Here is a 26,120-nt window from a genome sequence, read left to right on the forward strand (position 1 = left end):
GCTCAGGAAGCGCTGCGCTTCGGCAGACCCGCCGGTGCTGGCGCTGACGATGCTGGCGCCTCAGGCGCAGCCGGCTCATCGATAGCGGTCCCTTGCGGTTCTGCCGTTGCTGCCTGAGCATCGCCCCGCACGAACAGCGTCCGCTGCGGATTGGCGATCTGAATGCCGCGCGCCTGAAACAGGTCGAGCACTCGCCGGTTGAACTCGCGCTGCACGCCCCAGCGCGCGCTGTCGCGGCACTGGATCTGCCCCGTCAGGGTGACGGCGGCGCCATCCACCGCATCGACGCCCCAGAACGCGAGGTCGGACAGAATGCCGTCCTTGAACTTCGGGTCCTCGCGCAACGACGCGCCGATTTCCTTGATGGTGGCAATCGCCTGCTCGACATCCTGGCCGTAGAGGACATTGACCTTCACCGCCGCGTTGCCGAGACCGCGATTGGTGTTGTTGACCGTCGACACCGAACTGAACGGCACCGTGTAAAGCGAGCCGTCGCCGCCGCGCAGGCGCACGGTGCGGATCGACAGATATTCGACCGTGCCCGAGACGCCGGCGAGCGTGACCCAATCTCCCACCTGCATGGCGTTTTCCATCAGCAGGAAAATCCCGGTGATGAAATCCTGCACCAGCTTTTGCGAACCGAAGCCCAGCGCCACGCCGAAGATACTGGCGCCGGCCAGCAGCGGTCCGATGTTCACGCCGAGTTCGCTGAGGCCGGTCAGCACCACCACCAGCGCGATCACCACGAACAGCAGGCTGCGCAGCATCGGTAGCAGCGTGCGCAAGCGGGCGGCGCGCACCAGGTCGCCGGCGGCGGTCCACTTGCGCAGGCGCCGCTCGACCGTGACATTGACCGCTTCCCAGACGAACAGGGCGACGGCGGCGGCGATAGCAATCGTGACGAGCGCGGAAGCGAGCCGGTGGCCGATGGTGCCGCTTTCGAACAGTACTCGCACATTCGCGCCCCACACTTGCAGCAGCACCAGCACCGTCACGACGCCGACCACCGACGAAACGATGCGGCGCAGCAGCGGGTAATAGCGATACGCGTGCTGATGCACGAGCGAGTCGTTGGTCTGGCCGTCCGGGGCGTCGAACAGCCGGGCGAGCGCGCCGAAGATCACGATCGACAGGACGCGTGCGGCCACCAGCACCGCGATCGAGATGCCGCCGAGATGCAGCAGGGCGTGATAGCCGTTGCGGACGTCGAGCGCCCACACGAACCACAGCGCCATCACCGCGAACACGCTGATGGTGGCCCACGAGTCGGCCAGTGCATTGCCGAACACGGCCAGCGAGCGGCTCGCGGCACAGCGGTTCCGGATGCGCGCGGCGACCGGCCGGCGGCATTGCAGGATCAGCAGCGAGATCATGATGTGGCCGATCAGCGCGACCATTTTCATCACGGCGAGATGCGCTGCTTCGTTCAGGCCGAGCGCCACCGCGGTTTCGGCGAGCGCCGAACCGGCGCCGGTCACGCCGACGATCATCACCACCCAGCGCTGGGTCAAGGCCGCCCAGGTGGTACCCATCTGCAGCAGACGCAGACGTGGGGCGTCGGGCTGCAGGAAGAAGCCGCTGACGATCACGATCAGGCGGCACAGCACGTAGATGTCGATGATCGAATCGAGCGCGCGGTCCTGCGGGGTATCGTCTTGGGTGAGGATCGACATCAGCAGGCTCGCCGCGCCTATGAACACGGCAAGCGGCACGAACCGCACCAGCATGCGCAAGGCGGCGCGCGGCAAGCGGCGCAGCAGCGAGTAGTGATGCGCGGCGTGGCGCTTGCCCGAGGCGGCGCCCGACTGCGATGCGGCGGCAGGCGGAACCACGGACGGACCCGTAGACGGCGCGGCGGACGAAACGGTGGCAGGTGCGGCGCCGGCCGCAGCCAGTACGTCCTCGTCGGCGTCCTCGCCGGCGGCGGCGACCTGACGATCAGGCGTCGGCGCTGTCGTCTCTGTAGCCGCTGTAGCCACCGTCGCGACAGGGCCAGCACTGCCACTTACCGTGGCTGCGGCCGTGCCGCCGCTCTCAGGTTTCGCCTCCGAGGGTTCATCGAAGAACAGTTGCCGCGGATCGATGGCGCGGCGTATCGCCAGCGCGGTAATAGCCCGTCGCAGCAGGCGGCGTGCCAGCCATTCGAGCGCAAGGGCGGGCAGCAGGGCGCCCAGCAGCGTCAGCACGGTGCTGCCGAGCTCCGAACGATGCTGCGGGCTGTTCATCAGATCGGTCCACCAGACCCGCACGGACGCCACGTCTAGCAGTGCTGCCAGCGAGCGGCGCAGCGCGAGCGCGATCTGCACGGCGCCATGTGCGCCTTGGCGGGCCAGTTGCGAGGCGAGGCCATTCGACTCGAACGCGGTATGGACGGTGGCGGCCGCGCCGCTTGCCGCAGCCGGTGCGGAAGCGGGCACCGCGGCGGAGGCGGGCGCGGGGGCACTGAGCGCACCGGCTGCGGCGATCGCATGCAGCGTGTCCTCGACCTGCGCCCGCCGTTGCGGATCGTTGAGGACGGCCAGCGCCTCGCGTGCCTGTTCCGGCGTCAGCGTGACGGCAGGACTGGACGCGGCGGCGGCCGGCTGCGCCGGTGCGGCATGGGCCGCAACGGCGCACAGAATCAGAAACCAGACGACAAGTAGTTTGCGCATAGGGAATAAGCGGGACGGTCGTGCAACGCGGCGCCGTCCGGATACAGGCCGATTCGGCCGAAATGACGGGAATATAAGACGACAGCGGCCCAGCTACACAAGTTCCATACGACGGAAACGGGGCGGGCGTCAATTGGCCATCCCGCGCGCGCGTCGGCCAATCGTAAGCGGACTCAGGCTTTGATTATGCCCGTCGCGGGCCATGCTGCGCGACCTCTATGGGATGACGAACAGCGAGACCCGCGTGGCCGTCAGCGTGCCCGTCATAAGCCGCCTGCATCGCGCCCGCCAGCTCACGCGGAAATATCTGCCGGGCTAGATGGGGGGTGATCCTGCATTGCGCCCAGTCATCCACGCGTGCCATTATCGACGCTCCACCCACGGAGGAACACCATGGCGACGCAAGCACCTGACGACCATGCCGCCGACGCGCCCGGGCAAGCGGCTTGCGGGAATCTGCCCGGCCAGGTGGTGTTCGTTCTGCAGGGCGGCGGGGCGCTTGGGGCTTATCAGGCCGGCGTGTATGAAGCACTGCATGAAGCGCAGATCGAACCCGAATGGGTGATCGGCACGTCGATCGGGGCGATCAACGGCGCGATCATCGCCGGCAATTCACCCGAGCGTCGTATCGAGAAGCTCAAACACTTCTGGGAGCAGGTCGCCTATCGCGGCAGCGCCACCGCCGGCTGGCTGCCTTTCCTCGACGACTGGCTGCGCAACATGTCGATCATGACGCGCGGCATCCCGGCTTTTTTCTCGCCGCGTCCCAGCGCTTTGCTCGGCCTGCATGAACCCGGCGGCATGTGGCCGGCGGCCTTGTATTCGACGCAGCCGCTGCGCGAGACGCTGTTGTCGCTGATCGATTTCGCATACCTGAACAACCAGCAGACCCGTTTGACCGTGGGTGCAGTAAGCGTCGGCAGCGGGCGCATGCGCTACTTCACGAACCGCGACACGCCGCTCGACGTCGATCATGTCATGGCCTCGGCCGCGTTTCCGCCGGGTTTTCCATCGGTGCGGCTCGAAGGCGAGACCTGGTGGGACGGCGGCATCTACTCCAATACGCCGCTCGAAGCCGTGCTCGACGACCATCCGCGGCGCGACTCGGTGATTTTCGCCGTGCAGTTGTGGCCGGCACACGGGCCGGAACCCAAGTCGGTCTGGCAGGCGATGAGCCGGCAGCGCGACATCCAGTATTCGAGCCGGGCCGAGAGCCATCTCGAGCGGCAGAAGCAGATCCACCGGTTGCGGCACGTGATTCGCGAACTGGAGCAGTACATTCCCGCTGAGCAGCGCGACGCGGCGGAGGTGCGGGAGTTGCTCGGCTGGGGCTGCGGGACCACCATGCAGGTGATCGAACTCGACGCGCCGCGTCTCGTGGGCGACGACCTGCACAAAGACATCGACTTCTCCGCGAGCGGCATCCAGCGGCGCTGGCAGGCCGGTTACGAGAACACTGCACGGATGCTGGAGAAGGCGCCGTGGCGCGAGCCGCCCGATCCGATGGAGGGCATTGCCGTGTACCGCTCGGACCCCGAAGCCGGCCCCGCCACGCGCTAAGCGCCGCAAGGGCTGCGGCACGCCGCAAGGGGCGTGCTTACACGGCGGCCGCCGGCGGCTTTCGGGTTCGCCCAGTCAAGTCAATGGTTCGACGCAGTGAGCGAGGGTAGCTCCCTCTCGCTGTCTTCGTCGTCCGGCGGCACGCCACCGTCTGCCGGCGGACGGCCTGCAACGCCATCCTGGTTGATGCGGTTGGCATGCATCAACCGGTACAGCGTCGCGCGCGAGACGCCCAGATCGGCCGCCGCCTCCGAGAGTTTGTAGCCATGCCGCTGCAGAGCCTGCTCGATCGCATCCTTTTCCGCCTTGCTGCGAATTTCCGCAAGGGTCACAGCGGGCGCATTGGTACATTGCGGCAAGCCGAGGTCGGTAGCGGTGATAAACCGGCCCTCGCTCATGACAACCGCGCGCCGCACGCAGTTGATCAGTTCGCGCACATTGCCGGGCCAGGCATAGTTGGACATGGCGACCACCGCGTCGCTCGAAAAGCCTCGAATCTTGCGGGCGCCGTCCTGCTTGTACATGCTGAGCGCATAGTTCGCCAGCAGCTTGATATCGCCGCCCCGCTCGCGCAGCGGCGGTTCGACGAGCCGCAACACGCACAGGCGGTGATACAGGTCGGAACGAAAGCGTCCGTCTTCGACGGCCTTCTCCAGGTTGACGTGCGTGGCCGAGATGACCCGCACATCCACCTTGATTTCGCTGTCGCCGCCGAGCCGTTCGATCGTGCCTTCCTGCAGGAAGCGTAACAGCACTGCCTGGCACTCGTGCGGCATATCGCCGATTTCGTCGAGAAACAGCGTGCCCTGGTGCGCGCTTTCGATCCGTCCGGTCTTGCGCTGCACCGCGCCCGTGAAGGCGCCGCGCTCGTGGCCGAACAGCTCGGCTTGCAGCAGAGTGGGCGGAATCGCCGCGCAGTTGATCGCCACGAAGGCCTGAGCGGAACGCGACGAGCGCACGTGGATGGCGCGCGCCGTCAGTTCCTTGCCGGTGCCCGATTCGCCGGCGACAAACACCGGCGCATCCGTGGCTGCGCACTTGTCGATGTGCCGGTAAAGCTGCTGCATCGGTTCGCACTGGCCGACCATCTCGTGCCGGCCCATTGAAGGCTCCGGCGTGACGCGGGCCTTGCGCAGGTTCGACAGGCCATGGGCGTGGCCCAGCGCGAAGATGAGCCGCTCGTTCAGGCACGGGCGGGTGACGAAATCGAAACAATAGTCGAGGATAAAACGGCCCACGAGCTCGTTGTCGGCCTGGCCCGGGGCGATCTGCGCGACCCAGTTGGCCTCGCCCCGCCGCATGCACGCCTCGAGGGCCGACAGATACTGGGTCGTACAGTCTTCCGGCAGTTCGATCAGGCCGACCTTGATGTTGTCCCGCTCGATCATGCGCTCGGCGATGGCGGTCGTTTTGGCGTGAACCACGTGCCAGCCGCACGCGGCGAGAAACTTGCCGAGAATTTCGTCGGGCCTCGCGGAAACGCAGAGGACAGTGCGCTCCGTGTCATGCGGCGTGTCAGTGCTGTTCATGTAACCCCCGGTTCGATGCAGCGCTCAGGTTGCTGGGCTGGGTCAGGCAAAGGATGCTTCAGCCGGAACAACGGGCTGGGATAGGGCGGTTCCGGCGAACCTGCGGGCTACGCATTGCGGTGCCTGTGCAGCCGCCCACGCGCGTGCGGGCGCGGACCTCGTATGGCGGCCGCCTGACGGATCGCGCCCGTGGCCGGGCTGGCCGCTTACCGTGAAATCACTGACGCGCTGAATAATATGTTCGTACGAACGCTTATTTTTCATTTCATCCCCCGTTGATACAACCGTGGACAAGTTTTCCGCCGGTCTCTCTCTATTGCGCTCTAAGCGGCGCATGGGCCAAAGATAGAACAAAACAATTGCGCTTGCTATAAGCGCAAATCTGGATGGGGCGTGTGGCACGGCCGTTCGCCGCGCCGGGGCTCGAAGAGCAGTATGTATCAATTCTGACTCAATTTTAAGAAAGTCGAACACAAATAGTGTGACGCGATTGTCAATTAATTGGCGAGAATATTTGACCGGTTTCGGCATTTTATTGAAGCCATTGCGCAAACATTCCATTGGAGCGCTAATCGGGCAAACCTTTGCGAGCGGCGCAACGAGCGCCGGCGGGCCGCCTGTGGTGCGCGCCACACCTCATCCGGCGCCGCTTGCCCGGGGCTGGCGGTCAGTTCCTGCCGAGCCCCGCGGGGCGGCTTGCTTGCCACCGGCTGACCGATTCTAGCGCCGGGCGGGCGTCTCATAATTGAGACACTTTGGGCTACGTGCGGTAGCCCACATATCGGTCGCCGAGCGGTACCGATGGTCCGGTGGCACGAATCATGGGTGTCGCCGGACGCCCCAGGCCCAGAACTTCGCGTGATGCGACGCTGCCGCCGCAGGATGTCTTTACCGGTCCTGTCCCTGGCGTCCAGCCAATTTTTCGCGGCGAGCGAGTCGCAACGTTGCAACAGTTTTTTCCCCTGCCTGACGCCAGATCACCCCGGTTGCCGGTGGCGCTGGCCGCTTCGTCCGGCGCGGCCCGTGTTGCGCGTGGCTGGCACGGTCGTCGCTATATGTCCTGCAACCGGCAGACACAGCCAGCACGTGGGTCCGGAGCAGCAGGACAGCACAAGGCCAGACAGGACATGACAGGCGGCGCGGGGAAGCACAGGCAGGGCGGGGACACAGGCAGCGCGAAGACGCTCAGGGAAGGAACCACTAAGCCCATCTCAATGGGTACGACAGGGCCAACATAGAAGTGGCGCGATGAGGCCAGCAAGGCACGCAGCCTTCGCAGAAAGGCTTGGCAGGACAGGTTTTACTACGGGCGAATCAACAGCCCGATCGGCAGCCACCTGGTGGGGGCGGGTGTTCCCCCTCCAGGTGCGGACCGATTGCATCGACGCTCCGCGGGGACGGCGCATGCCGGATGGCAGATCGGAACAACACGATCGCCAAGGGGAACGGAGCAGCCGATTGCAGCGCGGTACGACGCCGGCGTTGATGATCGCTCGCTTTTCTTTCGCCTTGCCGTCCTTCAGTGCGAAGACGGTTTTTAGGCAACCGTCCCGACTGGTCCGTTCCGTGCAAATCCAGTTCGAATGCGATCCGCGCAATCCTGGCAAGCGGTGAATTAAGGAGTGCGACGTGAAAAATATAAAACGGATGGGGACACTGGCGGTGACGCTAACCGGGGCACTGGCGATGGCGCTGTCCGCCTCGCGCGGCACACAGGCGGTGGCGCCGCCACAGGCGAGGATTGCTGTGGCGGCGGTCGATATCGACCTTGGTCAGCGGCTCGCACCGCGTTTCATCAAGCTGGTCGATTGTCCGCCGGGGCATATCCCGCCCGGCGCGTTCGATGACCCGCGCAAACTCGATGGCCGCGTGCTGACGGCGAGCTTGCAGCGCGGCGAGCCGCTCGTGGAAGAGCGGCTGCAGCCGGTGGCCTTCTCGGCAGGCATGACCGGCGTCGTCGATGCCGCTCTGCTGCCGTTCAGCTTGCAATTGAGCGGAATCGACCGCGTGCAGGGGTTGGTACTGCCGGGCAATCATGTCGATATCGTCGTCGCGAGGCGGGAGTCCGGCGATACTGAACATGGCGCTGCCGCCTCGGTGCTGCTGCGGCAGGTTCTGGTGTTGTCGGCGACGCGCCACGTGGACCGCTTCGAAGTTTGGCCGCGCGTGACTGAGATCTTCACGCTCGCGGTGACGCCCGGCGACGCCGCGCAGATCGACCTGGCGCGCCGTACGGGAACGCTGTCATTGCAGCTTCACAACGCGGCGGGTCATGACCGGGACGATCCCCGGCAAGCTGCCTCGCTTGCGCTGCTCGACGAGCGGTGATGCGCTTCGCGCCCAACAACAGGGCGAAGCCGGGCGGGGCCTGAGCGCTGCCGTTTCCCGGATTGACAGCCGCTTGCCGCGGCGTTCCAACTTTTCTCCTTCAGGCATCAACGCTCACGTCATGTCGTGAGCGTTGACGGTGCGCCAATCCATCTGTCCGGCGCCTGGCGCCTGTCTCCGAGCGGCCCAATTGATGAGGAGTCCTGGTCCGCATCATGCAGCGCAGCATCTTTTTACGGGTAAACACCGCCTAGATACATCAGACATCTGATCTATATTGATTCGGTGCTGACCACCTGAGGTGCCTATGCGGCTGATCGTCGAACACTCGATGAGCGAGAAAATCCAGGAGTCGTTGATGACGATGATCCGGGAAAAATCGCTCAAGCCAGGCGACCAGATTCCCACTGAAATAGAGCTTTGCGAGCTATTGGGGGTCGGCCGGTCGAGTCTTCGGGAAGCGGTCGCGCAGATGATTTCACACGGCCTGTTATCGCGCGTGCAGGGGCGTGGCACCTTCGTCAGACAAATTTCGTTGAAACTGAAAGGTGGCCTGGATGATCTGATGTCTGTGACAGATATGATTCGCCGGGTCGGTGCGGTGCCGGCCACCTGCCGCTTGCAAATCGAACATATCAAGGCATCCGAAAGTCTTGCCGGAAAGTTGCGTTTGAACGTCGGCGACGAGTGTGTGCGCATCGAGCGTGTGCGATGCGCGGACGACGCGATTGCTGCGTATTGCATCGATACCGTGCCGAAACATGTTTTCGATGCATGCGGCGGCGAACTCGGTGAATCGCTGTTCGCGATGTTCGAGCGGACCGGACGAAGGCTTTCGCACACGCATACGTTCATTCAGCCGACCATCCTGACTCCGCGCGATCTGCCGGAGCTCGGCGACGGCTTTGGGCTGTTTCTGCTGCTCGACGAAGTGGATTTCGATCAGACCGGCGAGCCGATCTGCTATAGCAACGACTACTACAACACAAGCATCTTCAAGTTCGATCTGGTTCGCAAGAAACGCTGAGCCTGGTCGAGCATGGAGGAGACGTTAATGGAATTCGAAGCATTCAGCTCTTCGGCATTGTCGGCGTATTTGCGAAGTATTCCAGCGGTGTATGCGTTGCTCAACGAACCTGGCGAACTCGACATCGCTGAGGTTGGCGACGGCAACCTGAACTTCGTCTATTTCGTCAGTAATGCGCGGGCCCCTGAAAAAAGCGTTGTCGTGAAGCAGGCGCCCCCGTTTTTGCGGCTGGTCGGGCAGTCGTGGCCGCTGACGCGGCACCGCATGGAGCGCGAGGTCGCTGCGTTGCAGCGCTTTGGAGCGCTGTGTCCGCAGCATGTGCCGCGCGTCTATCACGCCGACAACGAACTGTTCCTGATGGTGATGCAGCGGCTGTCGTCGCATCGGATCTTGCGACAGGGCTTGATGGACGGTGTCGTCTATCCGAAGCTCGCTGAGCATCTTTCGACCTATCTCGCGCACACGCTGTTTTACGGCTCAGATCTGTTTCTCGCGCCCCACGTGAAGAAGCAGGCGGTCAGCGATGCCGTGAACAGCGAGCTATGCAAGATTACCGAAGACCTCGTGTTCACGTATCCGTTCGAAGATCATGCGTCGAATGTCTATAGTCCGGCCTTTCCGCGCGCGGAAATCGAGCGTCTGCGGCAATCGCCGGCGTTGCGCGTCGCCGTGGCCGAGATGAAATGGGCGTTCATGAACGATGCGGAGGCGCTATTGCACGGCGATCTGCACACCGGCTCGATCATGGTCAACCAGAACGAAACCTATGTGATCGACCCCGAGTTTGCGTTCTACGGACCCATGGGTTTCGATATCGGTGCGGTGCTTGCGAATCTGTTGCTCGCCTATTTTTCGCGCGACTGGCACGACCGTCATCAGACGAGTGGCGGGCGTGACAATGCGGGCATCGACAGTTATCGCGGCTGGCTTCTCGATCAGGTGACGTCTATCTGGAGCGGCTTCGAGCAGACGTTCCTGGCGCTGTGGCGCGATCACGAAAGCCGGCGCAAGAGTCATTTCATCGGTGACGATCCGGATGGTCTTTGCGTCGAAGCATATCGCGCGAGGTTCGTGCAGCGGCTCCTTGCGCAATCGCTGGGATTTGCGGGCTGCAAGATGATCCGGCGCATCGTTGGCATGGCCAAGGTCGCCGACATCACCAGCATCGCGGATAACACATTGAGAGCGGCTGTCGAAGTGCGCGCCTTGCATTGCGCTGAACGCTTGCTGGTCGAGCGCAATGCGATCGGCGACATTGCACAGGTCGTGTCGATGGCGCGCGAGTTTCAAGGCGACGGACGCGCATCGCCATGAATCTCGCCGCGTCGTCCGAAACCGCCACCCTTCATTCTTCATCTAGCACCGGAGCACGCATGGTATCGCCGTCGCCTTTCCTGAACCTGCCGGCCACGCTCGCGTGGGAAGACGATTGCTTGCGGATTCTCGACCAGACCCGCTTGCCGCACGCTACCGTCATCGAGACGCTGACCGACGCGCATGAAGTCTGGCGTGCGATCCACGAGTTGCGGGTGCGGGGCGCACCGGCAATCGGCGTCGCGGCGGCCTATGGCTTGTGCGTCGCGATGCAGTCGTCGCGCGATTTGCCGATCGGCGCGTTCCGCGCAGCGTTGCAGGAGCGCGCCGCCTATCTCGACAGTGCGCGGCCCACGGCAGTCAATCTGAGTTGGAGCCTGAAGCGAATGCTGCGCGCCGCGAACGATTCGGACGCCGGCGACACGCTCTCGCTCTATCGCGCCTTGGTGGACGAAGCGAAGGCGATCCATCACGAGGACCAGTCGCTGTGCGAGCAGATCGGCAGACACGGCATGACGCTGATTGCGCCGGGCAGCGGCGTGCTGACGCATTGCAACGCCGGCGCATTGGCGACGACGGGCCTCGGCACGGCGACCGCGCCGATCTATCTCGCACAGCGTGCCGGCATTCCGTTTCGTGTCTATGCGGACGAAACCCGGCCGCTGCTGCAGGGCTCGCGTCTGACCGCCTACGAATTGCAACAGGGTGGCGTCGATGTAACCTTGATCACGGACAGCATGGCCGCCTCGGTGATCGCAGGAAAGTGCGTGGATGTGGTGATTGTCGGTGCGGATCGGGTGGCGGCGAACGGCGATTTCGCGAATAAAATCGGCACCTTGGGCGTTGCGATTATCGCTCGGCATTTCAACGTGCCTTTTTATGTCGCGTGTCCGTCGTCGACACTCGATTTACAGACGCCCGACGGCAACGCCATCGAAATCGAGGAGCGTCGCGACGACGAAATCACGCATCTTGGCGGACACGCGATTGCGCCGGCGGGCATCAAGGTTCGGAACCCGGCTTTCGACGTGACGCCGCACGATCTCGTGACAGGCTATATCACCGAGCGCGGCATCATCAGGGCGCCATTCGATACGCAACTTGCCACGCTGTTTGGAGCCGCGTCGTGACGGCGGGCGAAACCGTCAAAGACGGCGCAGATGAGCCGTCTTTGCGAGCCGGGATCGTGAGAACCGCGCAGGAGATGGAGCGGCTCGGCATCAATCAGGGCACCTCGGGCAATGTCAGCGCGCGCTGCGGAAGCGGCTTGCTGATTACGCCGAGTGGCGTGCCTGCGGCGCTGCTGACAGTGGACATGATCGTATGGCTGCCTCTCGATGTGCAACCGGATGCAGCGGTTTTCAGCGAGCGCAGACCGTCGAGCGAATGGCGCTTTCATCGCGACATTCTGCAGGCTCGTCACGATATCCACGCCGTCGTGCACACGCATTCGAACGCCGCGACCGCAATCGCGATTCACGGCCGGGACATTCCCGCGCATCACTACATGATTGCAGCCGCAGGCGGCAACTCGATCCGCTGTGCGCCCTACGCGACCTTCGGCAGCCAGGCACTGTCGGATCACGCCTTGCAGGCGTTGCAGGACCGTACAGCGTGCCTGCTTGCGCATCACGGCGTGATTGCGCTGGGTTACGACCTGGCGCGTGCGTTGTGGCTCGCAAACGAAGTCGAAGTGTTGGCGAAGCAGTATCTGCTCGCCAGTCAGCTCGGCCCGCCGCCCTTGCTGACGGCTGAAGAAATCGGCGAAGTAGTGAAGAAATTTAGCAACTACGGCGTGCGCCGCGAAAGCGGTGACAGCGGCAATAAAGTCTGACGCCGTCCCGGAACACACTGCGCTACATAACTTGAAAAATGGAGTGAGACATGGCTCGGAATTCAGGAAGACTTGGCCGTTGGAGCACCCTGGGTGCGTCGACGGGTGCCGTCGTGCTGTGCGCGGCGGCCGCGTTGAGCGGCTGTTCGAAGAGTGAGTCGCCGTCGTCGGGCGGCGCCGCGGCGAGCGATGCGGCGGCGAGTGCCGCCGGTGTCGCAGATGCGGCGCCCGCGGCTGCGACGGGCGGCAAGCCCAAGATCGGTTTCTCGGTGTCGACGTTGAACAACGCGTTCTTCGTCGGGCTGAAACTGGGCGTGGAAAAGGGCTCGAAAGACGAGGGTTTCGATCTCGTGCAAACCAATGCGAATGGCGACGCGCAGCAACAGGTCAACGACGCGAACAATCTGTTGAGCCAGGGCGTGAGCGCGCTCGTGCTGAATCCGATCGATTCGAAAGCGATCATTCCCGCCGTCCAGAAAGCAAATTCGATGGGCATCCCGGTATTTACGCTCGATCGCGGGTCGGACGGCGGGACTGTCACGTCGTTCGTCGCGTCCGATAACGTCGCGCTCGGCGCAACCGGTGCGAAGTGGATCGCCGACAAGCTGAAAGAGCGCTATGGATCACCGAAAGGCAACGTGGTCGATCTGATCGGGCTGGTCGGCACGACCGCCGCGACCGACCGCGAGAAAGGCTTCAGTGACGAGATGGCGAAGTATCCGGATATCAAGGTGGTCGCACGTCAGGAGGGCGCGTTCGACCAGGAGAAGTCGCTGAACGCGATGACCAATATCCTGCAGAAATACCCGCAGATCGATGCCGTGTTCGGCGCCAACGACGACAACACGGTCGGTGCGGAAAAGGCGATCGACAATGCGGGCCGTTACAAACCGCTCGGCGACAAGGAACACATCATGGTGATCGGCGCGGACGGCACGGCGCAAGCGTTATCGGCAATTCGAGCGGGGAAGCAGGACGCGACGATCTCGCAGAATCCGATCGAGATGGCCGCGAAAACGTTGAGCTTTATCGCCGACAACAATGCGAAAAAATCGGTGCCCGCGAGCTATGCATGGCCGACGTTGCTGATCGACAAGTCAAATATCGATTCCGACGAAACGAAGAAGTACGGGCTGTGGTCATTGCAGGTTAGCCAGTAACCTGAAGACGAGTTGAAGTCATGGCTGGACGCGCGCTTTGCCGGCAAACAAGGCGCGTGTCACTCGACGCAGGACGCAATCATGGATGCGGAAACGGATTCGCAGTTTCAGGCTGACGCGCAACCGGACACGCGCGCCGGTGGTCGTGTACCGCTGCTGCATATGGAAGGCATCGTCAAGAGCTTTCCTGGCGTGAAGGCGCTGCGCGGCGTGAGTCTCACGCTGCACGCGGGTCACGTGATGGCGATCGTCGGCGAGAACGGTGCGGGTAAGTCGTCGTTGATCAAGACGTTATCAGGCGCATATGAACCTGACGAAGGCACGATCGAGATCAACGGCAAGCGGCTTGCTCGCGGCACCCACGCTGCAATCGACGCCGGCGTTGCAGTGATCTATCAGGAATTGTCGCTGATCAACGACATGACCGTTGCCGAAAACCTGTTCCTCGGCCGGATGCCGGCGCGCAACGGTTTCGTGTTGCGGCGCGACGCGGATCGGCGAGCGCGCGAAGCGCTCAGCCAGGTGGGACTCGACACGGTATCGCCGTCGATGCGGTTAGGCGATTTGCCATTGAACAAGCGGCAACTCGTCGAAGTCGCAAAAGCTGTCGCGCGCGATGCCCGGATTCTTGTGATGGACGAGCCGACAGCGGCATTGCAGGCCGCGGATATCACCAATCTGTACGCGGTCGTGCGACGCTTGCGTGCCACTGGAATGGGCATCATCTTCATCTCGCATCATCTGGAAGAGGTGTTCGAACTGGCCGATTCTGCGGTCGTGATGCGCGACGGCGCGACAGTCGGCATGCGCGCGATGGCGCACTGGACGGAACAGGATCTGGTGCAAGCGATGGTCGCGCGCAACCTGGACTCGTTCTACCCCTGGGAGCCGCGCGATTACGGGCCGGTGGTGCTGGACGTGCGCGATCTGGCGAGTCCGCCCATTGTCCGGCACGCGAGTTTTAGCGTGCGGGCAGGTGAAATCGTAGGGATTGCGGGAATTGCCGGCGCGGGACGCACGGAATTACTGAAAGCGATCTTCGGCGCGCAGAAAGTCACCGAAGGTGAAATCTGGATACGTGGCCGCAAAGTCGTGCTTCGTTCTCCGAACGAAGGCATGCGCCACGGCCTCGTCTACACGGCGGAGGACCGCAAGCTCGAAGGTCTGGTCCTCGACGCGAGCATCGAGGAAAACATCGCGCTGTCGAGTCTGAAAGCACTGGCGGCCGGTGGTTTCGTGCGCAACGCGAGAAAGCGCAAGCTCGCACAGGATGCCAGTACGCGCTTCGCGGTGCGCGCACAGTCGGTGCTGCAGATCACCGGCAATCTGTCCGGCGGCAATCAGCAGAAGGTGATTCTCGGCCGCGCGGCCGCGACGCAACCGGCCGTGATCATGCTCGACGAGCCGACGCGCGGCATCGATGTTGGCGCGAAGACGGAAATCTATGCGCATATGGTGTCGATGGCGCGGGCGGGCGCAGCGGTCGTCATGGTGAGTTCGGAGTTGCCGGAGTTGCTGGGCATGTCGGATCGCGTTCTCGTGATGCATCGCGGCAGGATCGTCACCGAACTGCCGCGCGATAAGGCGGACTCGGAAACGGTCATTCAATGGGCGACGACAGGAGTAGGCGTATGACTTCGACGGCAGCAAAACCGACCGGTCCTGACGCGCTTTCGAGCCGCGTGATACGACAGTTGCGCAGCGGCATCGGACCGCTGTTCGCCGCGCTGGTGATCATTTGCGTGGTGCTGTCGATCGCGTCGCCGGAATTCCTCACCACCAGCACACTGACCAACATCATGGTGCAGGTGTCGGTGGTGGGGATTGCGGCGGTCGGCGGCACGTTCGTGATCATCACGTCCGGCATCGATCTGTCGGTCGGCTCGCTGGTGGCTTTGAGCGGCATGGTCGCCGCGGCGCTGATGGCGGGTTCGACGCCCGACAACCTTGGGCTCGGTCTTGCCGGTCTCGCGATTGCAATTGCGGTCGGCGCGGGCGTCGGCGCGCTAAACGGGATTTCGGTAGCGTGGTTACGGCTTGTGCCGTTCATCGTGACACTCGCGATGATGGCGATGGCGCGTGGCCTCACACTCGCCATTTCCGACGGCCGCACGAAGTTCGATTTCCCCAATGCGTTCACCGCGTTTGGCGCGAAGTCAGTGGCCGGGTTGCCCGCGCCGATGATCGTCATGCTGATTGTGTTTCTGATTGGCCATGTACTGCTGCGCAAGACCACGTTCGGTCATCAGGTGTTCGCGGTCGGCGGCAACAAGGAGGCGGCTCGTCTTGCGGGCATTCCCGTGCATCGCGTGATCTTCCTGACCTATACGCTGGCCGGCGTGACGGCGGCGATTGCCGGCATCGTGCTTGCGGGACGCCTGAATTCGGCGTTGCCGTCGGCGGCGAACGGGCTTGAATTGCAGGTGATCGCGGGCATCGTGATAGGCGGCACGTCGCTGGCCGGTGGACGCGGTTCGATCGTCGGCACATTTATCGGCGTGGTGCTGATCGGTGTGATCAACGTCGGGTTGTCGCTGCTCGGCGTGAATCCTTTCTGGACCCAGTTCATTCAGGGCGGCGTGATTTTCGCGGCAGTGATGCTCGATGCGCTCAGCCAGCGTCGCAAGAACTGAGCACCCGTGTCGGACCATTCAAGGAGATTTGCGTGAAAAAAATCATCAATCAGCCGGACCAGTTCGTCGACGAAGTGATTGATTCGCTGCTGATCGCTCATCCGGGCTGGATCAAGGCTGCCACCGCCGATCGTCGCGCGCTGGTGCGAGCGGATGCGCCGAAGCCGGGCCGCGTCGGCATCGTGACGGGTGGTGGGTCGGGGCATATGCCCGGTTTTCTCGGCTATGTCGGCGAGGGACTGTGCAGTGGCGTGGCGGTGGGCAACGTGTTTTCGTCGCCGTCGTCAGAACAGATTTTCGAAGCGACCAGGGCGGTGAACGGCGGTGCCGGCGTACTCTACGTGTACGGCAATTACGGTGGCGACGTGTTCAATTTCGACCTGGCCGCCGATCTTGCGGAACCGGAAGGCATCGACATCAGGACCGTACTGCTGACCGACGATGTGGCGTCGGCGCCGCCCGAGCGCGCGAGTGAGCGTCGCGGCGTTGCCGGGATGGTGTTCGCGTTCAAATGCGCGGGTGCGGCGGCGGAGCGCGGCGACTCGCTCGACGACGTGGCGCGGATCACAGCGAAGGCCAACGCGCAATGTCGCACGATGGGCGTCGGTCTGTCGCCGACGATCCTGCCCGCCGCCGGCAAGCCGACCTTCACGTTGCCCGATGGCGAGATGGAAATCGGCATTGGCATTCATGGCGAGCCCGGCACGCATCGCGGACCACTCGAAACGGCTGACGCGATCGCCGACCGGCTGTGCGGTGAGATTCTGCGCGATCTCGCCGCGCCGAAGGGCTCGCGCGTGGCGGTGCTGGTCAACGGGTTGGGCGCGACGCCACTTGAAGAACTGTATCTGCTGTACCGGCGCACGGCAGCGGCGATCGCGGAGCGGGGGCTGACGATTGCACGCTCGTATGTCGGCGAGTATGTGACGAGTCTGGAGATGGCGGGGGCGTCGATCACGGTGTTGCTGCTGGACGACGAACTCGAAGCACTGCTCGCCGCGCCCGCGCGTTCGCCCCTTTTTCACGAATGGTCCGCAGCCTGAAGCCTATCCGACCCGATCCGAAAGGAGAATGGCATGAGTGTTTCCTGCAGCGAATTGCGCGTTGTGCTGAGTCGTGCGCTATCGTCGCTTCCCGCGCACGCAGAGGAGCTTCGCGAACTCGATGCGGCATTGGGCGATGGCGATCTCGGCATCACGGTGCAAGCCGGCTCGACGGCGGTCGTTGCAGCCCTCGCGGCCTTGCCCGCGGACGCCGCGCTCAATGAGATCCTGCTTGCTGCCGGCAAGGCCTTTTCGACTGCAAATCCGTCGACGTTTGCCGCGCTGATCGGCGGCGGTCTGCTCGCCGCCGCAAAGCCGATGTCAGGCAAGGCTTCAGTTGGCAAGGATGAGGCGCTGGCTATCGGTCGTGCGGTGGCAGCGCGCATCATTGAACGTGGCAAGAGCAAGGTCGGGGACAAGACCGTGCTCGATGCGCTGGTGCCTGGTCTGGATGTGCTCGAGGAGTCGGAGGGGGCGCCGGATGTGCTGCTTGCCTTGATGATCGATACAGCGCGCGAGAGGATCGCGGCGACCGCAGAGTTGCAGTCACAGAAGGGTCGGGCGGCCTGGGTGCAAGAGCGAAGTATCGGTCACCCCGATCCGGGTGCGACCGCGTATCTGCGGTTTCTCGAAGCGTTACGCCGTGCGCTGGCAGGCGATTGATCGGCTTTGTCGCGATATCGCACCACACATATCGAATCGGAACCGGGCAGGACGAAGCCGGCATCGGCAAATTTGACCCTTCCGCCGGCTTATTATTTGCAAATTATGCCGCTTTATGCGGTCTATCCGAAGCGGACCGCTTGACCAATCGCTCTGAATGTCAAAGGGCACAGTCAATCCAATAAATACTATACATGGCCGGCCGCACTCATTTAGAATCCGCTCAACCGCGAATATGAGCGGAACATAAAGCTTATGCAATTCACATGAATCTGAGATTTCATCGAGCTGTAGTGAAATCGTCATTGTTCAGCTTCAGATAAAACGATATCTGGCCATCGCGCGAACGGGCAGGCGACGTTCGCGGCATGGCCTTTTTTCGCTGGTTTGCGCTGTGCGGGTGGATGCGGGATCGAGCGGCCATGCACTGTGTGAATCAATAGGTGTTTTCGCGCTGCCGGCCGGGTTCGGGAAATTCGCGCAAATGCGGCGCAATTGCGTTTTCCTCACGCATATTCGCTTGCCATTACGGACGGGGCGGTGCCTCAGGCGTGATTCGATTATTTCATTGAGTTTTAAACAAGGAGCAGCGATGGGTTGGCGTGATCGTTTTAATCATCCTGAAGTCCAGGGGCAGTCCGCTTTGCCGGGTTTGCGTCATCTGGCCGCGGTGGTGGCCGCGTGCGTGGCGTTGGCTGCATGCAGCACCGCCAATGACGCCGCTAACGACGCCGCGGCAAAAGCCGCTGCCGTCCCGGTCGGCGAACTGGCGAAGGGCACGGTGATCCCGGTCGGCAACGCGCCGGAGGGTCTCGATATCAGCGCCGACAGCAAGTGGCTGTACGCGACCAGCAACGGCGACAACACGCTGGCCGTGGTGGATCTGGCGAACCGCAGTGTGACCAAAACGATCGACGGTCACGCACCGATCAAGACCTCGGACGACTGCCCGGACAACTTCTGCCGCGGCGTCGGTGCGGTGGGCGTCGCGGTGGATGCGAACGGCCGGCGCGCGTATGTCAGCTCGCTGCGTCCCGATGCGCTGGCGTTCGTGGATCTGGAGAAAGGACGCATCGTGCGCACGGTGCGGGCACAGCGCTTTCCGCAAAACGTCGTGCTCTCGCCGGATGGCCGCCGCGCCTATGTGATGAATGTCGTGTCGAACACGGTGTCGGTGTTCGAGACCGCCAACGGCCGTCCGCTCGGCCGCTTCGTGCTGAAGGGCGGCGATGCGCATGACCAGCCGTTCGGGCGTCCGGTCGGCATGGTGCTGTCGCCGGACGGCAAGCGTCTGTTCGTCACGAACGGCGTGGCGGGCACGGTCGAGGCGTTCAATACGCTGAATCGCAGACTGGCCGGCAGCATCGACGCGCCCGGCGCACTCGATGTTCAGGTCGATCCGCATAGCGGCAATCTGCTGGTGCTGGCGCGCGATGGCATCGTCGAATACGACGCGCAGACTCTCAAGCCTGCCAATACGCTGCATTTCTGCGCCACGCCGACCGCTTACCATTTCGTGCTGAGCCCGGACGGCAGCACGCTGGCGGTCTCGCTGGCGCAAGACGGTGTGGTGGCGACGGTCGCGCGTGACAGCGGCAAGGTCAGTGGCGGCTACGCAGCCGGCGACAATCCGCAGGCGCTGCGCTATACGCCGGACGGCGCGACTCTCGCGGTTGTCTCGAATGGCGGCGTGGTGCTGTTCGACGCGACCGATCGCAGCGGTGCGCGGGCCTATCTGGCCAAGCACGGCGAACTGTTCTGTCCGGCGCCTCAGGCAAGTTGAGCCCGTATTGAGTCAGTCGCATTGATTCAGTCGTAAACACGCCGTGACCGGCCCTTAGTGCGGCCGGTCCGGCGTCCCCGTGCCGGCATACCGGCTTGCAGGCTTGCCGGGGTGAGCGCGGATTCGATCAGGCGTGCGCCGCTTGCGCCGGCCACACCGAGACGCCCGCTGAGGCGATCGCAAAGCGGTGTTGGGTGCCCTGGCGCAGGCGCGTATCCTCGCTGGCAAGATCGAAATGCGCGCCGGCTATTTCCACGCGAATATAACGCTCGCCGCGGCGCAGTTCGATGGCGTCGATCGTGCCTAAGTACGGGCCGTCGGGCGCTGCCGCGAGCGCGTGCGACGACACCCGCCACATCACCCGCTGGCCCGCTGCGAGCGAATTCGACGCCGTCTTGATCCGCAAGCCGGCGCCGGTTTCAAGCAGCCCCTGGTCGCGCATGACCCCTTCGCCCACATTGTGCAGACCGAGCAATTCGGCCACGCGCATCGTCGCGGGCTGCTCGTAGACCGTGTCGATCGGGCCGGCCTGCAACACGCGTCCCTGTTCGATAACCAACACTTCGGCGGCCAGCAGCGCGGCTTCGTCGGGATCGTGCGTCACGATGATCGTCACCGCTGCAATCTCGCCTTGCAAGGCTCGCAGCGACTGCTGCAAACGACGGCGGCGCGGCGTGTCGAGCGCGGCGAACGGCTCGTCGAACAGCAGAAGCTGGCTATGGCGCGTCAGCGCCCGCGCCAGCGCAACCCGCTGACGCTGACCGAACGACAGTTGATGCGGCAGGCGCCCGACCAGCGCCGCGAGGCCGAGATGTTCGAGCCAGTAGCGTGCGCTGGCGGCATCCGCATCGACGGGGAAGGCCAGTTGCTGGGCCACCGTCATATGCGGGAACAGTCCGTAGTCCTGCGGCATGTAGCCGATCTGCCGGCGCTCCGGCGGCAAGGCCTCCAGATCCGCTGCGCCCAGCCGCACCGTGCCGTGCTCGTTACGCTCGAGCCCGGCGATCAGCCGCAGCGCCAGCGATTTGCCGGAACCCGATGGGCCGATGATCGCGAGGCGCCGGGTAGCCGGCGTCCAGGCAATGTCGAGGTCGAATGTGCCCAGCCGGCGGGTCAGCCGGAACGCGAGGCGAAGCGGTTCCGCGTCTGTCACGGCCGGCGGGCCGACGGGCGGGTAGGCCGCGTCCTCGCCGTTTTCGAGTGGCGGGGTCGCGCCCGTCGAGCGGCGGCTGTAGATCGACAGCGCGGCGCACACAATTGCGATGGCGAGCGTGGGCAGCAGCAACGGCATCATCGCTGGCAGGCCCTGGCCGCCGAACACAACATAGGTGTAGACCGGCAGTGAGTAGGGGTGGTACGCGACCATCACCGTGGCGCCGAACTCGCCGAAGGCACGCAACCAGGCCAGCGCGAGCCCGGCGCGGATCGCCGGCCAGGCGACCGGCAGGCTGACGCGAAAGAAGCGGCTACCGGCATGATGACCGAGGGTGGCGGCGACGTCGTCGAAGACCGGATCGACGGCGGTGAACGCGGATTTCGCCGCGATAATCAGAAACGGCGCCGCGACAAACGTTTCGGCCAGCACGATGCCGGCGAACGAATCGGTCAAGGCGCCGCCGGTCAACTGGCCCACCCAGCTATACGGTCCGAGCAGAAACAGCAGCAGCACGCCGCTCGTGAGCGGGGGCAGCGCGAGCGGCAACTGCACGACGAAGCCGAGCAGGGCCACCTTGCGCGAATTGGAGCGCGCCAGAAAATAGCCGAGCGGCACGCCGCCAATCAGGATGACAAGCGCGGCGACGCTCGCGCTCGCCGCCGAGACGGCCACCGCCGACCACATGGCGTGCCAGTCGACATTGGCCCAGTCGGCCGCGCCGAGTTGCGGCACGCTGGCAACGAACGGCGCGCACAGATACGCGGCGAGCAGCGCAGCCAGCCAGAAAAGCGGCCGGGCCGCGATACGCTTCATCGGCTTATTGAGCTGCGTCGATCACTGCCTGCACCGACGGCGGAACAGCCTGGCCATTGCCGGTGACGGCCGGCCTGATCACGTCGACGCCGTGCTCCTTGAGCAGGGCGCGGCCTTCTGCGCTCAGCAGGAAATCCACGAAGCGGGTTGCGCCGGTGCTATTCGGCGCGTCGCTCAGGATGGTCAGCGTGTAGCTGGCCTTGGCCTTCAATTCGGGTGCGGGCTGCAGCGCTGGGATCTTCAGATCGGAGGTCTCGGTGGAATAGAAGAAGCCGGCGTCGAGCTGGCCCGATTGCAAGCGGCCGACCAGGGTTTCCTCCGGCAGCACCTGGGCTGGATTATCCGGCGCACCGAGCGTTTTCTCGACAAGGTCGGGCTGGTGGTAAAGCTCGGCCGCTCTCGTCATCATCTCGACCGTAAAGGCGCCCTTCGGATCGAGCTTCGGATCGGTGCGGCCGATCCGGATGCCCGGCTCCTGCAGCACCTGGTCCCAGCGCTTCGTCTTGAAGTCGGCGGCGAACCTGCTCTTCGGGTTGTAGCCGATCATCAGCGGCGACTCGGCGAAGTTGACATACCAGCTCACGTGATCGCCGTTTTCGGCGCCCATCAGGCTCTGGTTGACCTTCGGACTCGCGCTGATGAACACGTCACCGCGGCGCAGCTTGCCCTTGATTTCGTTGGCGATCTTGTTCGAACCTGCCGCGTAGCCGCGGAACTGCAGGCCGGTGGCTTTCTCGAAGGCGGGCCCGACGCTGCGCTCCATCAGGTTGACGAGCGACCCGGCGTAGAGCACGTTCACGGTGCTGTCCTGGGCGAAGCCGGGGGTAGCGGCCACCATGCCGGTGACCACTGTGAGAGATGCAAGCAGCTTGCGAATCATGCCGTTTCCCGTAGCGTTATAAAGACCGATATATTACGACGCGATCACGCCCAGTGGGGCGCTCCGATGGCTTCGCGGGTATACATCGGGCCATATGTCGCATATGCCGCGCGGCCTCTTGCCTCAGCGGCCCGGGAGGGCCGTAATATATGTGAATATATAGCGCGGCGTAATCAGTGTGCCGCACGATGCGGCACGCCCTGTGCCGCGAACCATATTCGTTGCCGGAGGATTCGCCAGCATGGAATCGATGAACCTGAGCGCAGCGCTTGCGCACGAGCCGGCGCTCGCCAGCGATTTCATCCTCAGTGGCCATGTTCTGCGGCCGCTGTCGTTGTCGCTTGACCAGCTCAGAGCCTACGAAAGCGTGCTGGCCACGCCGTTCGACCTGCGCTGTTTTACGACCAATCGTTATATTCGGCGCGTCGGCCGCTATCGAGGCGTGCGTCTGACCGGTCTCATCGCCGAAGCCGGCTTGCGTAACGAGTCGCCCGGCGATTTCAAACGGATGGTGTTCGTTGCCGCAGCGCATGACGGCTACGCCGTGACCTTTTCCTGGCACGAGTTGTTCAATACGCCGGTGGGCGAAAGTGCGCTGATCGCCTACGAGTGCGACGGCGAGCCGCTGAGTGTCGAAGACGGCGCGCCGATTCTGTTTTCCGGCGCGGACATCATGGCGCCGCCGCGGCACGTCAAGCGTCTGGCGCGGATCGATGTGCAGGTATTGCGGCCGTTGTAATGCGGCAGAAAGCTGCGCGTGGGTTCAAGCGGATTTTGGCGGCTGCATGCGCACTAGCGGGGCGCTCGTCGTACCATGGGTCAATCGCTGCGTGATGCTCATACCATGCCTGACGACACGTTCTCCAGTTCACCGGCATTCCCGCCCCGTGCGCCTGGTCATACGCCTGACCTCGCGGAGGCTTGCGCGATCCGGACCGGCCATTGGTTGGAGATGGCCGTCGATCCTCGTTCTTTCGATACGCATCTGTTTGCGAAACTGATCGCGGCGCGTGAGGTGCGCGGAGAGCGCGCGTTGCTCGGGCTGTCTCAGGCGCAATGGGTTGCGCTCGTCAGCCGGCACTTTGCAGGGGTACCGCTTTCAGGCGGCTCAACAGGCGCGGCTGGCGTAACCGGCGCAACTCATCCAGTCGACGCTGCTGCGATAAGCCTGAGCACCCACGAGCATGTCGAGTTCGTCTCGGCCCTGCGCACTTTGCTGCTGCAGTATGCCGATCCGGCGGTAAGCGGCGCAGATGCCCTGTGTCTCGCCACGATCATCGCGCACGCGTGCCTGCGGCCCGATCATCTATGGCGCGACCTGGGACTGACTGGGCGCGACGAAGTCTCAGCGATGCTGGAGCGGTACTTCCCGTCTCTGGCCGCGCTCAACGTCGAGAATCTGCGCTGGAAGAAGTTTCTGGCCCGGCAACTGGCCTTCTCGCTTGGGCGTGAGCCCGGTCCTGCGCCCGGTTGTCCCGGTTGCGAAGACTACGGGTTTTGCTTTCCGCACGCACCCTAGGGCGATTGCGAATCTGTACGGAGGGGCGGGCATTCCTCGGGTATTGCCTCGCAACCCGCTTCGTGTATGCTTTCGCGCATGGCCGAATCCGCGAAAATCAAACCTGTCCCGGCGAAAAGAACCGCCGCCAAAGCCGGCGCCAAGGCCGGCAGTCAAGCCGCTACGAAAGCGCCCACCGCCGCCCGCGGCAAAGCGCGGCCGGAAGTGCGCTTCCGGATGCGTATCCGCAAGGATGGCACCGTTGCGCTCGGACCGGGCAAGGTCGAATTGCTCGAAGCAGTGCGCGAGCATGGCTCGATTTCAGCCGCGGCCCGCAGCCTCGATATGTCGTACCGGCGCGCGTGGTTGCTGATCGACGAACTGAATCAGTCGCTCAAGTCGCCCGCGACCGTTTCCGAGCAGGGCGGGCAAAGCGGCGGCGGTTGCGTGCTCACGCCGGTCGGCGAGAACATCGTGCGCCTCTATCGCGACGTGGAGGCGCAAGCCGAAAAAGCCTGTGCCGGCCAGATTGCCGCATTGATCCGGCTGATGCGGGCCTGAGGCGCCTCAAGCGGCGAAGCCGGGCCAACGCGCCTCAGCCATGACGCAGGCAAAACGCCGACGGCGGCCGTGCGCTGGGCACGGTGTTTTGCGAAGCGCCCGGATCGGCCTGTAGGCGCGCGATCAAATCGATGAAACTGGCCACGCTCGCCGTTCGCAGCGGGTGATAGTCCACCTGATGACGCTCGCACACGCGCTTGAGCGTGCTCATCGAATCGTGATCGATGCAGTCCACCGGAAACACCACGAGGTCGGCGCCCGGTAACGCTGCCGCGAGCAAGCCCTTGCGATCTTCCAGGCCGCCGTCGTGCACGATCAGCTCGCCGCCCGCCGAACTCACCAATGCCCTGAGCGCCGCGTTCGAACCGGGCCGCCCGCCGACGTACACGACCCGCTTGCCCTCGACGCCAGCCAGTCCCGCGCGGCGCGCGTCCGGCTGGTCGAGTGCGTCGAGCGTCGCCCGTTCCAGCGCGTGGCATTCCGACTGCACGACTTTCAGCAACGCCAGCGCCTGATCGCGGCTCTCGCGCAGCGCCTGTGCGGTGCCCTGATCCTGCAGCGCACGCTGCTCCGCCGCTTCGCGACGGCTGGTGTGGAGCGCAAGGCGCTGCTCGGCTTCCTTGAGTTTGTCCTGCAGCGTTTTGACTTCTTCCGCCAGACTTGCCGTGTCGGCGGATGGCTGGCGCTCAGCCTGGACAGTCAGTTTGACGACCTGTTCGGTCAATTGCGCAATGGCCGCATCGCGCTGCGTGCTGATTTCATGCAGCCGGCTCTGTTGCCGCTCGACCTTGTCGCGCAGCGCGGCATTTTCCTCTTCAAGCGCCACTAGCCGGCGAATATCCGCGCGATTGGCGGCGCCCACCAGGTGCGACAGCATATGCAGTTCGCCGAAGGCCGCCTGACGCACCGGCATCGTCGCGTACGGATGGGTCATCAGCGCCCAGTAAGCCGGCGGAATATCGCCGTTCCTGAGCGCCTCGTTCCATAGCGTCAGCAGCGCCTGTTCGTCGTGCGCCTGATCGAAACGGCGGATCGCGCCGGCGTAGCGTTCGTCGAGCGCCTTATGCAGCGCCTTGCCGCCCGCGCCGCCGGCAATCGCGAGTTCGACGGCCGCATGGTGAATCTCGAGATCGCTGGCGCGTTGGCGATCCAGTTCGGTGAATCTGGGAACCAGCTTGCGCAACTCGTGAGTGCTCAGGCACGTGCCGATGATCGAGCAGTGCAGATGCGAGTCCAGTTCCGCGAGACGCGTGCGGCGCCGCGTGCCGGCGAGTTGCACCGGGGACGGGCCGGCGCAGCAGGCATCGGGCGCGTGCTGACGGCCGCCGGTGCTTTCATTGACGCGGGCATCCAGCGGGCGAGCGAGGCGAAACGGGGGAGCTTGCATGACGACCTCGAATCCGGTTCCAGTGTCACGCCCCGCCGGCCACGGTCGCCGGATGATGTCGAGGCTGCCACCATCGTTCTCAGTAGCGCAATATACCATCGAATATAGCGACAAGCATGCGCAGCACGGCTGTAGCCGTGCGGGCGGCAGTGCGTCTTTGCGAGCCGGGAAAGGAGGGAGCGGGGCGGGCCATAGCGGGCTGCGTGACGTCGGCGCCGACGCCGACACGCGCGCGGTGCTGCGAAAGCGAGGCGGACAACAGGGTGTTCTCCGACGAGAAAGTCCCCCTGCAGTCCGTAC

20 protein-coding genes are annotated in these 26,120 nt (G+C 64.0%); 15 read left to right on the forward strand and 5 right to left on the reverse strand.

Features of this window, described 5'->3' with window-relative positions; all coding sequences use genetic code 11:
- Positions 1-2: 2 nt before the first annotated feature.
- Entirely contained in the window at positions 3-2,651 is a 2,649-nt protein-coding gene (locus AC1ECK_RS18480) for a mechanosensitive ion channel family protein (protein ID WP_480321405.1), read from the reverse strand.
- 393 nt (positions 2,652-3,044) lie between these two features.
- Here AC1ECK_RS18480 and AC1ECK_RS18485 point away from each other — a divergent pair, with 393 nt between their 5' ends.
- Positions 3,045-4,211, forward strand: a complete 1,167-nt coding sequence (locus AC1ECK_RS18485; protein WP_480321406.1) for a patatin-like phospholipase family protein — start codon at positions 3,045-3,047, stop codon at positions 4,209-4,211.
- Between the two features lie 80 nt (positions 4,212-4,291).
- Here AC1ECK_RS18485 and AC1ECK_RS18490 read toward each other — a convergent pair whose 3' ends face one another.
- The gene (locus AC1ECK_RS18490) at positions 4,292-5,740 is read right to left on the reverse strand and encodes a sigma 54-interacting transcriptional regulator (protein ID WP_480321407.1); all 1,449 of its coding nucleotides are present in this window, start codon (positions 5,738-5,740) and stop codon (positions 4,292-4,294) included.
- Positions 5,741-7,369: 1,629 nt separating this feature from the next.
- Here AC1ECK_RS18490 and cpaB point away from each other — a divergent pair.
- The 11 genes from cpaB (at position 7,370) to AC1ECK_RS18545 (ending at position 19,525) form a co-directional block, all read left to right on the forward strand.
- Positions 7,370-8,068 (forward strand): Flp pilus assembly protein CpaB, encoded by a 699-nt coding sequence (gene cpaB / locus AC1ECK_RS18495; protein WP_480321408.1) that lies wholly within the window; start codon positions 7,370-7,372, stop codon positions 8,066-8,068.
- 331 nt (positions 8,069-8,399) lie between these two features.
- Positions 8,400-9,095, forward strand: coding sequence for a GntR family transcriptional regulator (locus AC1ECK_RS18500; RefSeq protein WP_480321409.1), 696 nt, complete (start codon positions 8,400-8,402; stop codon positions 9,093-9,095).
- Positions 9,096-9,122: 27 nt separating this feature from the next.
- The gene (gene mtnK, locus AC1ECK_RS18505; RefSeq protein WP_480321410.1) at positions 9,123-10,409 is read left to right on the forward strand and encodes an S-methyl-5-thioribose kinase; all 1,287 of its coding nucleotides are present in this window, start codon (positions 9,123-9,125) and stop codon (positions 10,407-10,409) included.
- A gap of 59 nt (positions 10,410-10,468) precedes the next feature.
- On the forward strand, positions 10,469-11,539 hold the full coding sequence (mtnA, locus tag AC1ECK_RS18510; protein WP_480321411.1) for an S-methyl-5-thioribose-1-phosphate isomerase: 1,071 nt from the start codon (positions 10,469-10,471) through the stop codon (positions 11,537-11,539).
- Positions 11,536-12,243: a class II aldolase/adducin family protein gene (locus tag AC1ECK_RS18515; protein WP_480321412.1), complete on the forward strand. Its 708-nt coding sequence runs from the start codon at positions 11,536-11,538 to the stop codon at positions 12,241-12,243. The genes mtnA and AC1ECK_RS18515 overlap by 4 nt, the downstream gene beginning before the upstream one ends.
- Before the next feature lie 50 nt (positions 12,244-12,293).
- Entirely contained in the window at positions 12,294-13,403 is a 1,110-nt protein-coding gene (locus AC1ECK_RS18520; RefSeq protein ID WP_480321413.1) for a sugar ABC transporter substrate-binding protein, read from the forward strand.
- An 81-nt stretch (positions 13,404-13,484) separates the two neighbouring features.
- A complete protein-coding gene (locus AC1ECK_RS18525) occupies positions 13,485-15,038 on the forward strand; it encodes a sugar ABC transporter ATP-binding protein (RefSeq protein ID WP_480321553.1) in 1,554 nt (517 codons plus the stop codon).
- On the forward strand, positions 15,035-16,036 hold the full coding sequence (locus AC1ECK_RS18530; RefSeq protein ID WP_480321414.1) for an ABC transporter permease: 1,002 nt from the start codon (positions 15,035-15,037) through the stop codon (positions 16,034-16,036). The genes AC1ECK_RS18525 and AC1ECK_RS18530 overlap by 4 nt, the downstream gene beginning before the upstream one ends.
- A 32-nt stretch (positions 16,037-16,068) precedes the next feature.
- Positions 16,069-17,079: a dihydroxyacetone kinase subunit DhaK gene (locus AC1ECK_RS18535; protein ID WP_480321415.1), complete on the forward strand. Its 1,011-nt coding sequence runs from the start codon at positions 16,069-16,071 to the stop codon at positions 17,077-17,079.
- Positions 17,080-17,112: 33 nt separating this feature from the next.
- Positions 17,113-17,742 (forward strand): DAK2 domain-containing protein, encoded by a 630-nt coding sequence (locus AC1ECK_RS18540; RefSeq protein ID WP_480321416.1) that lies wholly within the window; start codon positions 17,113-17,115, stop codon positions 17,740-17,742.
- Positions 17,743-18,334: 592 nt separating this feature from the next.
- Positions 18,335-19,525 (forward strand): YncE family protein, encoded by a 1,191-nt coding sequence (locus AC1ECK_RS18545; protein ID WP_480321417.1) that lies wholly within the window; start codon positions 18,335-18,337, stop codon positions 19,523-19,525.
- A 127-nt stretch (positions 19,526-19,652) separates the two neighbouring features.
- Here the strand turns inward: AC1ECK_RS18545 and AC1ECK_RS18550 are convergent, their stop codons facing one another.
- Together AC1ECK_RS18550 and AC1ECK_RS18555 are read right to left on the reverse strand one after the other, a co-directional pair.
- A complete protein-coding gene (locus tag AC1ECK_RS18550; RefSeq protein WP_480321418.1) occupies positions 19,653-21,494 on the reverse strand; it encodes an ABC transporter ATP-binding protein/permease in 1,842 nt (613 codons plus the stop codon).
- A 4-nt stretch (positions 21,495-21,498) separates the two neighbouring features.
- Positions 21,499-22,374, reverse strand: a complete 876-nt coding sequence (locus tag AC1ECK_RS18555; RefSeq protein ID WP_480321419.1) for an extracellular solute-binding protein — start codon at positions 22,372-22,374, stop codon at positions 21,499-21,501.
- A 250-nt stretch (positions 22,375-22,624) separates the two neighbouring features.
- Between AC1ECK_RS18555 and AC1ECK_RS18560 the strand changes: the two genes are divergently transcribed.
- From AC1ECK_RS18560 to AC1ECK_RS18570, 3 genes are all read left to right on the forward strand, one after another.
- Positions 22,625-23,113 carry a molybdopterin-dependent oxidoreductase gene (locus tag AC1ECK_RS18560; protein ID WP_480321555.1) on the forward strand — a complete coding sequence of 163 codons (489 nt, stop codon included), beginning with the start codon at positions 22,625-22,627 and terminating at the stop codon, positions 23,111-23,113.
- Positions 23,114-23,218: 105 nt separating this feature from the next.
- Positions 23,219-23,893, forward strand: coding sequence for a nitrogen fixation protein NifQ (locus AC1ECK_RS18565; RefSeq protein WP_480321420.1), 675 nt, complete (start codon positions 23,219-23,221; stop codon positions 23,891-23,893).
- A gap of 78 nt (positions 23,894-23,971) precedes the next feature.
- Positions 23,972-24,433: a winged helix-turn-helix domain-containing protein gene (locus AC1ECK_RS18570; RefSeq protein ID WP_480321421.1), complete on the forward strand. Its 462-nt coding sequence runs from the start codon at positions 23,972-23,974 to the stop codon at positions 24,431-24,433.
- A gap of 34 nt (positions 24,434-24,467) precedes the next feature.
- Here AC1ECK_RS18570 and AC1ECK_RS18575 read toward each other — a convergent pair whose 3' ends face one another.
- Positions 24,468-25,820: a DUF2325 domain-containing protein gene (locus AC1ECK_RS18575; protein ID WP_480321422.1), complete on the reverse strand. Its 1,353-nt coding sequence runs from the start codon at positions 25,818-25,820 to the stop codon at positions 24,468-24,470.
- Between the last annotated feature and the right edge of the window lie 300 nt (positions 25,821-26,120).

The sequence above is a fragment of the Paraburkholderia sp. SSBN10T genome, from assembly GCF_056619545.1.